We start from the raw sequence: 12,113 nt of genomic DNA, 5'->3' as shown, positions 1-12,113 counted from the left end.
TTTTACATATACTCAACAAACTCATTCACAGGCTTCCGGTAGCCGCGCGGTCTTCTGCTCTCTGTTTTTTCTTTTCCAATCGTAATCATCATGACAACCTCAAATTGGTCGTCTATGTTCAAAATCCGTTTTACGGCTTCCGCATCAAAGCCGATCATCGGGCAGGTATCCCAGCCTTTTTCCTTAGCACTCAGCATAAACATCATCGCAGAAAGTGAAGCATTCCTTATCGCCTCATCTCTCTTAAATTGTTCTCCCGTGTTTTCATAAAACGAAACGGTGTCTTGCACCATGTGGTCATACTCTTGCTTATTTAATATCCCCAATACCTTTAACCCTTCATAGATATCGGCCGCTTGTTGATATGCCTGCTTATCCCCTAATACTAAGAGAACCGCAGAAGAGCTAATCACTTTATATTGTCCATTTGCGGCCTGCTTCAGCTTTTCCTTTACGTCCTGGTCAAGAACCGTCACATATTTTGTATGCTGCAAATTAAAAGCCGATGGTGCCAATGCAACCAATTCAAACATCTCATTGAGATCTTCTTTTGTGATTGGATGACCTGAAAGAAAATTGTTTGCAGATCGTCTTTCATTGACTAAATGTGTAAATTCAGCCATTACGATACACTCCCTTTTATCTCGAATTCGAGATATTATGTTATAAAAAATCATATTGAATATTGTGTAAAAGAACTGACAACGATTGAACACTTAGAGTTGCGCTTGATCGCTGATCTTTTCAATCAAATATCTCGAATTAAAATATCTTGAATATGAGATAATAATAAAATACAGATCTTCTCATGTCAATAGGTTTTTAACAATCAGGTGGAAATTTTTCACTGACGGCAGCATTTTAATGGCGAATCATCACTGTTGTTACATAAGAACTCATTTGTTTGCTGTATGACCCTTTTAGCACAGCTCCAACTTTTTTTCTGTCACCTTATTTATTAGTAAACAGGAAACAACGTTGCTATAGACCCACTCGAAATTGAATTGGTATGATAAACAAAGTGATTACACAGGAAAGGATACGGAGAGCGTATATAGAGCACTCCTATTTTTTTGTGCAGTTTTATAGGAGGAAAAAATGGCAAGTGAAAGAGAACAAATAAGCAGAAAAGTTGCTTTGATTGCATTGATCGCCAATCTGATCTTAATGGCAGGAAAGGTCTTTTTTGGGCTGGTAGGCGATAGTGAAGCCGTGTTTGCAGACGGAATACATTCCGCGGCAGATGTCGTTGCTTCGATTGCAGTCTTGGCAGTGATCGGAATTTCCAATAAACCGCCCGATCAAGACCATCCTTTTGGTCACGGAAAAGCTGAAGTCATTAGTGAGGCGATTGTAGGAATTATCTTAGTGATCGTATCCGTTTATATCCTCATAGAAGCGATTCTGTCCTTTGTTAAAGGGCCAAGCGTTCCCCAATACAGCGCATTGTTTGCGGCTCTGATTTCGTACGTGGCTAAGGAAATCTTATATCGTTATTCTATAAAGCAAGGGGAAAAATGGAACAGCAAAGCGATTATAGCGATTGCGTACGATCATAAAGGCGATATCGTTGCCTCTCTTGCCGCTTTTATCGGCGTCCTGTTGGCTATCATCGGAAACACCCGCGGATGGTCCTATCTGTTGTACGCCGATGCCATTGCCAGTGCAATCGTTGCTTACCTCATTTTTAAGATTTCAATGGAATTAATCAGGCCGTCTGTTGATGTGCTCATGGAAAAGAGTGTTGATCCCGAGCTGATAGAGGAATATAAAGCTGTTATTTTTCAATGTGATCAAGTAAAACGAATTGATAGAATCCGCGCGCGAGAACATGGCCACTATAAATTGCTTGATGTCCGTTTATCTTTGGATCATGATTTGACAATTAAGCAGGGACACGATATTGCCCGCGAAATTCGAAATGAAATCAAAAGACAGTTTTCAGATGTAGAAGAAGTGCTCATCCATGTAAATCCTTATTTCGAAGAGTGAAAAGCTCCTTTTTAGAAGGAGCTTTTTCTTTATGATGCAAACTTTACCTTTAGAACTCGCCGTACTATATAATGTGTGTATATCAATCATAGGCACAGAAAGGTTGTTAGAATGAAGGAATTTTTTTCGATTGGAGAAGTGTCAAAGTTATTCAATGTGAAAATCTCTGCTCTTCGGTATTATGATGAAATCGGCCTTTTGAAACCGGAATATAAAGATGAGCAAACGAACTATAGATATTATTCTACCCAACAGTTTGAGCGGCTTGATACCATCAAGTATTTGAGGGCCCTAGGCCTGCCAATCAATAAGCTTCTTGATTTTTATAACTCTCAAAATACAAACACTCTTCTTCATTTACTAAAAAGCCAGCAGGCTGAAATTGATCGCAAAAAGAAAGAATTGGAACGCATCGAACGAAAGATCTCCCGACGCATCACACATATAGAAGATGCCGTTAACATGCCGTTACATCAAATTTCAAAAATCAAACTTCCCGCAATGCGTGTGGCTTACTTGCAGCATGAATATGTTCTCGGCCATGATATCGAACATTCGTTAGCTGAATTGAGAACCCACCTGAATGTAAACGAAGATATATTCATAGGCAAGATCGGTTTATCCATTTCTGCAGCAAATGTGAAAGCAAAACAGTTTGACAAATATTCCAGTATATTTATGATTCTTGAAGATGAAAATGAAAAAACTTCTTCAGAAATCATCTTTCCTTCAAGAGAATATCTGCAAATTAGGTTTAAAGGGTCACATCCAGAAGCCGAACCATACTACAAAAAATTACTGGCATATATGAAAGAACATCATTATGAAGTAGCAGGGGACTCAATCGAAATCACACTCATTGATTATGGCATTACGAATAACCTAGATAATTACGTGACTGAAATCCTGCTGCCCATCAAATAATCTCATGAATATGTTTTGATCTCCCTTGACTCTCTACTAACTAGAGGGTTTATTTTTTATGCAGGAATGATTTTTGGAGGAGAAAGCTTATGTTTGGAACGATTTTTAACACAGTGATGATCATTGCAGGAAGCATAATCGGGGGGATATTCAAAAAAGGCATTAAAGATGAATACCAGGATATTTTGATGCAGGCAATGGGATTCGCTGCAGTCGCGCTGGGGATCAACGCCATTACACAGCATTTGCCTGATAGTAAATATCCCATTCTATTCATCGTGAGTTTAGCCATTGGAGGTTTGCTAGGCCAGATCATCAATTTAGAATTACGATTCAACAAGCTGGTGAACAAATTTTCTAAAAGTAATTTAGCAGAGGGCTTATCTACTGCGGTCTTATTATTTTGTATAGGTTCGCTGTCAATATTGGGCCCTGTTGAAGCCGCTTTGCATGGAGATTATACATACCTCCTGACAAACGGGATGTTAGATGGGATCACCTCCATTGTGCTCGCTTCAACTTTTGGTTTTGGAATAGCGGCTGCAGCCATTGTATTATTTGCCTGGCAAGGCTCCATCTATTTATTTGCTAAAGTAATGGAGAGCGCAATCAATACAGACCTTATTAATGAAATCACAATTGTGGGAGGCATACTCATCCTCAGTTCAGGTCTAAGCATTCTTGGAATCAAGAAGTTCAAAACATTGAATTTGCTGCCTTCCCTCTTGATCCCTCCTGTTGTGATTTTTGTGATTCATGCATTTGGATTGCGGTTTTAATGAAGCGGCTCCACAAAGGAGGTTAATATTCTGTTATATTGATTTTCAATAATCTGTTCCAATCGTTTTATTTCCTTTTCATCTTGGATTTGACGTCTAACAACAACTGTATTATATTGTAAATAAAGTCTGTTATATCAAAATCAGATTCCCCATCACGAAACGGCACATTCATTTAAACAAAATTGGGAGGGGCATTTGTATGTCAAACCATTCATCTAGTATTCCCGAATTAAGTGACAACGGTATCCGCTATTATCAAACTTATAATGAAAGCCTTAGTCTTTGGCCGGTCCGTTGCAAATCATTCTATATATCTACTCGTTTTGGTCAAACACATGTGATTGTAAGCGGCCCAGAGGATGCCCCGCCGCTTGTATTACTCCACGGAGCATTATTCAGCTCGACGATGTGGTATCCCAACATCGCCGATTGGAGCAGCAAATACAGAACTTATGCAGTTGATATCATAGGTGATAAAAACAAGAGTATTCCTGAGAATTTAAGCGGTACAAGAACGGATTACGCCAATTGGCTTCTTGATGTGTTTGACAATCTGGGGATCGAAAAGTCCCACATGATCGGACTTTCGCTTGGCGGTCTCCATACGATGAATTTCCTTTTACGTATGCCTGAGAGAGTAAAAAGCGCAGCTATACTGAGTCCGGCAGAAACGTTTTTGCCATTTCATCACGATTTCTACAAATACGCTCTTGGCCTTACAGCGTCAAATGGAGTTGAAAAATTCTTAAATTGGATGATGAATGATCAGAATGTGCTGCACCCGATTTTTGTGAAGCAGTTTCAGGCAGGGGTAATGTGGCAGGATGGATCAAGAAATCCAAATCCTAAAGCCGACGGATTTCCGTATGTTTTTACCGATGAGGAATTACGTTCAGCAAGAGTTCCTATCCTATTATTACTTGGTGAACATGAAGTCATCTATGATCCCCACTCAGCCCTGCACCGAGCCTCTTCATTCGTTCCTGATATTGAGGCGGAAGTCATTAAAAATGCCGGACATGTTTTATCGATGGAACAACCCGCTTACGTAAATGAACGTGTAATGCGTTTTTTCAATGCAGAAACAGGCATTTCACGGTAAGGGCTTATAAGATAGTGATTTGCATTCATAAAGTCCTGCAATATGCTTCTAGCCGGGCATTTCAAAAAATAGAGTCCCTCTTATGGACTCTATTTTTCTTGGACAAAACCCGCAGCTGGTTTTGTGTGCTTGTTTCTTTAGGTTTCTTATATAATCAGTTGTAAAATCCTTTATTCTTAAGAAGAATTATCAAGAACCTAGGCATCATGGAGAGAAGGCAGCGTCAAAAAAATCATTTGATATGCTTTATCACTTCTCCTGGGATGCCTGCTAGTATGACGCAGCTTCCGCCAATATGAAACAAAGTTCCATCCATATCGAAAATGAGTGATGGCGCCATAAGTGTCTCCTTTTTAAGTACCGACTTCACTTTCCAAATACCACCACAATGTTCGGCTATAAAATCGTTTACAGCTTGATCAGGAATAGTAAGCAAAAAAGCAGATCATTAAAGATCTGCTTTTTCTATTACACACTGATTTGTTTCTTTTGTTCATGATCTATTTCCGGCTGTATTTCCTTTGTCAGTTGATGCCCTTCTATATCCACGTTCGGAATCATCTTGTCTAACCATTTCGGCAAATACCAGGCTGCATTCCCCATCAGCTTCATGACACTTGGAATCAGTGTCATTCTTACAATAAAGGCATCAAAGAGCACACCAAAGGAAAGTGCTAATCCGTTGGCTTTAATAGAAGCTTCGCCTGCAAAGATAAATCCTGCAAAAACGAAGATCATGATCAAGCCGGCTGCTGTAACAACAGGACCACTGTGTTTTAATCCAGCCTGAATGGCTTGTACTGGATTCTTTGTTTTTACATATTCTTCACGCATTCTGCTGACAAGGAATACTTGATAATCCATGGCTAACCCGAACAGAATCCCAATAGATAAAATCGGCAGGAACGCGAGTATCGGCCCTCTTTCAGGTATTTTGAAAAAGTCGATGAGATTCCCGTCTTGCAAGACAAATACACAAATCCCAAGAGTGGCTGTCATCGTCAACATGAAACCTGCAACAGCAACAAGCGGCACAAGCAGCGAACGGAAAACGATGGTCAGCAATACAAACGCAAATCCAACAATAAGTACAGCAAACACCGGTATCGCATCATTCAGGCGATCTGAAATGTCAATATTCACTGCAGTCGATCCAGTAACAAGCAAATCTACTCCGTTTTTATCTGACAAACTGCGTACATCGTGTACCAAATCTTTCGTTGTGACATCATTTGGACCTGTTTCCGGAACGACCGTAATGATGGCAAAGTTCCCTTCTTTATTAGGCATTGCAGGGGTGACACTTGCTACATGGTCTAAACCCTTTATTTCTTTCACTGCATCTGCGAAAGCCTCCGCCTTATTTTCTGTAGCATTTGTGGCATCCGCTACGATTGTTAATTGGCCATTAAATCCTTCTCCAAAGCCTTCGGCAAGCAAGTCATATGCCCGGCGATCCGGATTATCCTTAGCTTTCATCCCAGCATCAGGCAAGCCCAGTTCCAAATGCATAGATGGGATACTAATGACGATCAAAATCAGAATGCTGCATACACTTAGCATGATAGGATTTTTGGTGACAAAGCGTCCCCAGACATTTGTTTCAGTGCTTTGTTTTTCTATTTTCTTGTTTGATTTCGGAATCATCCGCTTCCCTGCAATCGATAAGACCGCAGGCACAAGTGTGATTGAAGCCAAAACAGCCATCAGTACACTAAGCCCTGCTGTCAGCCCCATCGCGGACATAAAAGGAATGTTAACGACAGTCAATCCGCAAAGTGCAACGATAACAGTAAGTCCAGCAAAAACGACTGCGCTTCCCGCTGTTCCCACGGCTCTCGCAATTGATTCATTCTTTTGTATGCCTTCGCCTAAAAACTGGCGGTGTTTCGTAAAAATAAATAAAGCATAATCAATACCAACAGCAAGGCCAATCATTCCGGCTAATGAAAGACTGACGGAAGCAATATCAAATACTTGTGTCCCAATCAAAACCAGTCCAATACTTACACCTAAACCAATCAGTGCAGTTAAAATCGGCAAACCTGCTATTAATAAAGAACCGAATGTAATGGCTAAAACGACAAAAGCCAAGATAATGCCGACAATTTCAGAGACACCGCCTATCTCCATCTCGGCTCCCGGTACATCTCCGCTCAGCTCAGTTTGCAATCCTTCATCATCAGCCATTTTCAAACTGTCTTTTAAGTGTTTGATAGAGTAATCCTTTACATCATCTGCTGATGATTTATACTTGATATCAGCATAGGCAACTGTGCCATCTTTCGCGATTGTCCCTGTCACAAAAGGACTTGCAATCGAGTCAACAGAATCATCTTTACTGATTTCTTTGAACGTATCTTCTATTGCTTTTTTTGCTGGCTTCCCAGTAAGTTTCTCCCCATCACCAGCACCGAAAATAACCCGTATGCTCCCTTTATCAGGACCATGAGGAAATTCTTTTTGAATCACATCCATCGCTTTTTCCGAAGGTGTGTCAGGTATGGACATATCCTCAGAAAAACTTGGTTTCAAGGTCACTGCAAGGCCTATCGCAGCAACTAACACAACGATCCACGCACATATTGCTTTTATGCGATTGCGAGCAACCCATCCTCCTAATGTATATAACATTTTTGACATGATAATCTCCTTTCAACACATTGCTTGATCACATTCTTTCTCATTGTAGTTGACAATGAAATGAAAAAAACGTACATTCGGGCATGTACGTTTGGGCAATTTTCAAATATGCAGTTTAGTTGTCTATTGTCAGAATACCTTTTTGCATGGCAATCGTTACTGCCTCAGTTCTTGAATTCGCGCCTAATTTATTGTAAATGGACGTTAATCTGGACTTTACTGTTCGCTCAGAGACGCCCAAATCAAAGGCAATCGCTTTGCTTTTAAGACCTTTAGCAATTGCTTTTAGAACAATGACTTCCTTTTCTGTCAGCTGCGTCTCACTGCGCTGCTTTTTCATCCGCTCAAATTGGATTTCTTGCAGACGTTTAAGGATATCAGGCTGCAATAGCACATTTCCTCTGATGGCTGCATCCATTGTGTGAAAAAGGGTTTCTGAACTCGTATCCTTTAACAGATATCCTTTCGCTCCTAATTCAATCCCTTCGATCATTAAGTGATCTTCATTATATGTAGTCAAAATAATGGTGGGGGTATCGTGTTTTTCTTTTATTTGTTTAATGGCCTCTAACCCGCTCATCTCCGGCATATACAAATCCATCAGAATGATATCCGGTTCTAACTCATCTGCAAGACGGACTGCGACTTTTCCATTTTCCGCCTCTCCTATAATGGTGTATTGATCATTCGTTTCAATTAAAAGCTTCAGACCTTCCCTCACGACAAGATGGTCATCAACGATTAAAACCTTATTCATCTTGCATCTCTCCCTGAATTGGTACAGTGATCTCAATTTGTGTTCCTTTCAATTTTGTACTCTTGATATTGAATTGGCCATTTATTGCCCTGACGCGTTCTTGTATGCCAAGAAGCCCATAATGTCCTCTCTTTTTCTTTCCTTTTTCAACATCAAATCCCTTGCCGTTATCCTTAACTGTTAAATGGAGCCTTCCCTTTTCATCATCCCAAATGGATATCCAGATTGTTTTCGCCTCAGCATGCTTTGCCGCATTCGTCATGCATTCTCCAATGATGTAATAACAGTTTTCAGCTGTACGCACATCCAGCACCTGATGCAATCTGTAATCTAATAAACAAGCCATGCCTGTCGACTCTATAAAATGATCCATTAGCGAGGTAATTCTTTCTTTTAAAACACCGATTTCTTCTGATTTGCTGCGGAGATCGTCAATAGCTGAACGTGCATCAGCTAATGTGCTTTTCACTCTTTTCATCGATTGTTGTATGATTTCCTTCGCTCTCTCTGTGTTGCCTTTGGCGAGATGAACATGAATCGCATCCAGCTGCATATTTAAACTGACAAGACCTTGAGCAAGCGTATCGTGTAAGTCTCGGGCCATCCGCTGTCTTTCGTTCTGCAGCGTCAGCTGTTCTACCTGCTGATGAGCCAGCTCCAGCCTTTCAAGAGTCAATTGAGCTTTTATTTTTTCATCGACTTGGGCAAAAAATGTTGCGGCATAAGTGATGATGACAATCATGATCGGCGCAGCAATAACAATAAAATGCAAAACTTCACCTTTATGAAGGTGATACGCCGAATTTATGACCAGCAGCAGCAATAGATAAAGAATGGGAATCGTCCTTCTTCTGTCTGCCATTCCTAAAATCTGTCCAATCAAAAATGCATAAAGGCCAATGATGACCAGCATAAGGTAGCCAGTCATGAGATTAGCAAGTGTAAAGGTGATCAAACCTTGTATCACAAAATACAGAACCACCCTTTTCTTAACCCAGCGATATGAGTGCCAATGAAGCAAAGCAAAAATGGCGATTAATATGGTAAACGCATAAAGCAATAAAATGGACCAGCCCCCAGAAACAAATTGCAGCACGATAGAGGCTATATAGATCATGAGAATAAAAGCCAGGCCCGGCACTCTGAGTGCAAGCATGTTTAATGCCCGCCTATCATGTGAGTAATATTTATCTTTAAAAGGATTCCTTATAAGCAAACCTTATCCACTTCCTTTACCTGTTTCACCGAATAGAGATTCATGAAAATCGAACTCATATTTCAACGTGCAAACACACATGTATCCAATCATTTTATAGGAAGAGAAGGAACACAACAATATCAGGTGCAGGGAAACATTAGAGTTTCCAACAAGTGATCATTGCCCAAACGTACATGAACGTTCTGCCTCTATGTACGTTTTATCTTTTCAAATTTACCTTTAAAATCATAAGGAACTTACTATTCATTGAAGGAATGATCATCATTGAAATCGATTGATCTCACAATTTTATCATTAAAGAGAAAAGGAATCCGGACCGAAAAGGTATTAAAAAATCAGAACCCTGATCGATTAAGCCATATGACAGACAAAAATGCGCAACCAAAAAGTAAGGAAAAAGAGGATTGAACATGTATTGGTTTCTAGGTGCTTTATTATATTTTCTGATCGGTACTTATATATTCATTAGAGTCACTAGAGACAGCCAATCAGGCTCATGGATACTGCTTGCATTAGCAGCTCCACTCATCATTGCTGGCTACCCTTATTTTTATTCAAAGAAGCTTCTTTCCAAAAGACGCTGAAACAGCTGTCATTCAAACCGCACATTGGTAAAATGATCAATACCGGGATACAATCTAGGTATTCTATGGAAAGGAGTCTTGCCTTATGAGTCAAAGAGTGTCCTACTATGAGATTGCACCTGAAGGTATGAAAATCATGATGGATATGGAGAAATACACGAAACAATCCTCAATTAACCGAACGACGAGAGAACTAATCAAAATCAGAGTCTCTCAAATGAACGGCTGTGCCTACTGCATAGATATGCATACGTCCGATGCCCGCAAAATGGGAGAAACTGAACAGCGAATTTACTGTTTACATGCTTGGAATGAATGTGATTTTTACTCACCTGAAGAGAAAGCGGCTCTCGAACTATCTGAACACATCACGCTCATTCCATCTAAAAGGGTTCCTGATGAGCTATATCATCGGGTGCGGGAACATTATGATGAAAAACAATATGTTGACCTTGTTCTCATCATTAATCAAATAAACAGTTGGAACCGCATCTCTATTGCAATGGGGAATCGAGCTGCTTCAAAATAAGAAGAAGGAGTAAGATTAGAACAAATCTTACTCCTCCTAGATATCGTGCCTCATCATCTGGTGTTTCCGCTTCAAAGTCCTAAATCTTCACGTTTAGGTGCTTTTCAAACGCGATTTTCCCGCTTTGTGTAATCCTAATCGCTCTCGTTTTAGGCATACGAACGATCCATTCTTCTTCTAACATGCGCACCAATAGGGCGTTTCCTAATGCTCCTGCAATATGATGCTGCCGTTCACTCCAATCCAAACAGCAGCGGGCAAAAGCTCTCCTCTTATTCCGTTGTTGCTCTTCATTGATGCCTAACTTTGAAAAGAATAAAGCACCCTCTGAAGTCACCTCAAAGTTTAAATCAACTTTTTTTAACATCCCCTGCTCAACTAATGAATGTGCCATTTGCACGCCCACATAACCTGCCAAATGATCATAACAGGTACGAGCGAAATGCAAGTCCTTTTTCTCTTTTGACTCTTTTAAAGATTTGACTTTTGCTTTAGGCGCAATATGAAGCAATTGTTCGATCACATTTGCAGCATCTGAGTCAGACAATCTGTAATACCGATGTCTCCCATGCTTCTCTACGCTAATCAGCTTTGCTTCAAGCAATTTATTCAGGTGAAAACTTGCGGTTTGAGGTTTAATGTTAGCGAGATATGCAAGCTCTCCCGCAGGGTGTATCCTTCCATCCATCAGACTGAGAAGAATGGAAGAACGCGAGGGATCTGATAGCAACGAAGAGATTTTTGCAATATTAGGATTCATGATTTTCCTCCTTACATTCATATTTCGATGATAGTTGAAATGTTAATCCTTTACAATATAAATGTAAGCGTGACAAGGAGGAAAAAACATTGGACATCAAAAAACGAGACACTCGTCGATTTAAAGAAATAAAACCCAAGATCATGTATTATGGTACCTCGACATTTCTTCTAACCACATTGAATGAGGATGGAACCACTAATATTAGTCCTATGTCTTCTTCTTGGGCTCTTGGACATTATATAATCCTTGGAGTAGGACTGGGAGGAAAAGCCATCGACAATTTGGAAAGACACAAAGAATGTGTCATAAACTTGCCTGGCCCGGAATTATGGGAAAACGTTGAAAGAATTTCATCTTATAGCGGAAAAAAGAGTATACCGCCTTTGAAGAAACAGCTCGGATTTACATATAAAAAAGAAAAATACGAGGCAGCAGGGTTAACGCCTTTACAATCAAAAACAGTATCACCAACACGAATCAAAGAATGTCCTATTCAAATAGAAGCCGAAGTGAAACACATTCGGTTTCCAGAATATGAATCGTCATTCGCAATTGTAGAGACGCAGGCACTACATTTTCATGCCGAGGAAAGTATTATACTAGACGAAAACCATATCAACCCTTCCAAATGGAGCCCGCTTATCTATAATTTCAGACATTACTTTGGTTTAGGAAGAGAAGTCGGAAAGACTTTTCGTTCAGAGACATGATCATTTTAAGACCGAACCATGATTTGGTCTATTCTAGTAACCCTTGTTATTATCAGATCAAGCGATCATTAGGCTTGATCTCTTTTTTAGTGAAACATCCATTTAAGG

13 protein-coding genes are annotated in these 12,113 nt (G+C 40.0%); 8 read left to right on the top strand and 5 right to left on the bottom strand.

The genetic code is table 11. The annotated features are described in order from the left end of the window. Positions 1 to 2: 2 nt before the first annotated feature. Positions 3 to 623 carry a nitroreductase family protein gene (locus NX903_RS02490; protein WP_086343504.1) on the bottom strand — a complete coding sequence of 207 codons (621 nt, stop codon included), beginning with the start codon at positions 621 to 623 and terminating at the stop codon, positions 3 to 5. 475 nt (positions 624 to 1,098) lie between these two features. Between NX903_RS02490 and mneP the strand changes: the two genes are divergently transcribed. The 4 genes from mneP (at position 1,099) to NX903_RS02470 (ending at position 4,800) form a co-directional block, all read left to right on the top strand. Next, positions 1,099 to 1,992 carry a manganese transporter MneP gene (mneP, locus tag NX903_RS02485; RefSeq protein ID WP_015252717.1) on the top strand — a complete coding sequence of 298 codons (894 nt, stop codon included), beginning with the start codon at positions 1,099 to 1,101 and terminating at the stop codon, positions 1,990 to 1,992. Between the two features lie 111 nt (positions 1,993 to 2,103). Continuing rightward, a complete protein-coding gene (locus NX903_RS02480; RefSeq protein ID WP_003234177.1) occupies positions 2,104 to 2,916 on the top strand; it encodes a MerR family transcriptional regulator in 813 nt (270 codons plus the stop codon). An 89-nt stretch (positions 2,917 to 3,005) separates the two neighbouring features. Further along, positions 3,006 to 3,695 carry a DUF554 domain-containing protein gene (locus tag NX903_RS02475; protein WP_015252719.1) on the top strand — a complete coding sequence of 230 codons (690 nt, stop codon included), beginning with the start codon at positions 3,006 to 3,008 and terminating at the stop codon, positions 3,693 to 3,695. Between the two features lie 202 nt (positions 3,696 to 3,897). Further along, complete coding sequence (locus NX903_RS02470; protein ID WP_086343503.1) at positions 3,898 to 4,800, top strand: carboxylesterase; 903 nt, start codon at positions 3,898 to 3,900, stop codon at positions 4,798 to 4,800. A gap of 468 nt (positions 4,801 to 5,268) precedes the next feature. Here the strand turns inward: NX903_RS02470 and NX903_RS02465 are convergent, their stop codons facing one another. From NX903_RS02465 to ydfH, 3 genes are all read right to left on the bottom strand, one after another. Continuing rightward, positions 5,269 to 7,443: an MMPL family transporter gene (locus NX903_RS02465; protein WP_086343502.1), complete on the bottom strand. Its 2,175-nt coding sequence runs from the start codon at positions 7,441 to 7,443 to the stop codon at positions 5,269 to 5,271. A gap of 115 nt (positions 7,444 to 7,558) precedes the next feature. Then, positions 7,559 to 8,200, bottom strand: coding sequence for a two-component system response regulator YdfI (gene ydfI / locus NX903_RS02460; RefSeq protein WP_086343501.1), 642 nt, complete (start codon positions 8,198 to 8,200; stop codon positions 7,559 to 7,561). Then, entirely contained in the window at positions 8,193 to 9,416 is a 1,224-nt protein-coding gene (ydfH, locus tag NX903_RS02455; protein WP_015252722.1) for a two-component system sensor histidine kinase YdfH, read from the bottom strand. Before ydfH ends, ydfI begins: the two co-directional genes overlap by 8 nt. A gap of 267 nt (positions 9,417 to 9,683) precedes the next feature. Here ydfH and NX903_RS02450 point away from each other — a divergent pair, with 267 nt between their 5' ends. The 3 genes from NX903_RS02450 (at position 9,684) to NX903_RS02440 (ending at position 10,532) form a co-directional block, all read left to right on the top strand. Next, a complete protein-coding gene (locus NX903_RS02450) occupies positions 9,684 to 9,827 on the top strand; it encodes a hypothetical protein (RefSeq protein ID WP_014478971.1) in 144 nt (47 codons plus the stop codon). Further along, positions 9,824 to 10,003: a hypothetical protein gene (locus NX903_RS02445; protein WP_010886421.1), complete on the top strand. Its 180-nt coding sequence runs from the start codon at positions 9,824 to 9,826 to the stop codon at positions 10,001 to 10,003. Before NX903_RS02450 ends, NX903_RS02445 begins: the two co-directional genes overlap by 4 nt. 85 nt (positions 10,004 to 10,088) lie before the next feature. After that, a complete protein-coding gene (locus tag NX903_RS02440) occupies positions 10,089 to 10,532 on the top strand; it encodes a carboxymuconolactone decarboxylase family protein (protein ID WP_014478970.1) in 444 nt (147 codons plus the stop codon). 79 nt (positions 10,533 to 10,611) lie between these two features. Here the strand turns inward: NX903_RS02440 and NX903_RS02435 are convergent, their stop codons facing one another. After that, entirely contained in the window at positions 10,612 to 11,292 is a 681-nt protein-coding gene (locus NX903_RS02435) for an ArsR/SmtB family transcription factor (RefSeq protein ID WP_014478969.1), read from the bottom strand. A gap of 89 nt (positions 11,293 to 11,381) precedes the next feature. Between NX903_RS02435 and NX903_RS02430 the strand changes: the two genes are divergently transcribed. After that, positions 11,382 to 12,005: a flavin reductase family protein gene (locus NX903_RS02430; RefSeq protein WP_024572367.1), complete on the top strand. Its 624-nt coding sequence runs from the start codon at positions 11,382 to 11,384 to the stop codon at positions 12,003 to 12,005. Positions 12,006 to 12,113 lie beyond the last annotated feature (108 nt).

Origin of the sequence: Bacillus sp. FSL R5-0576 (assembly GCF_038004765.1) — a bacterium.
GTDB lineage: Bacteria > Bacillota > Bacilli > Bacillales > Bacillaceae > Bacillus > Bacillus subtilis.
Note: the sequence above shows the minus strand (reverse complement) of the source record. Positions and strands in the feature narration are given on the sequence as shown.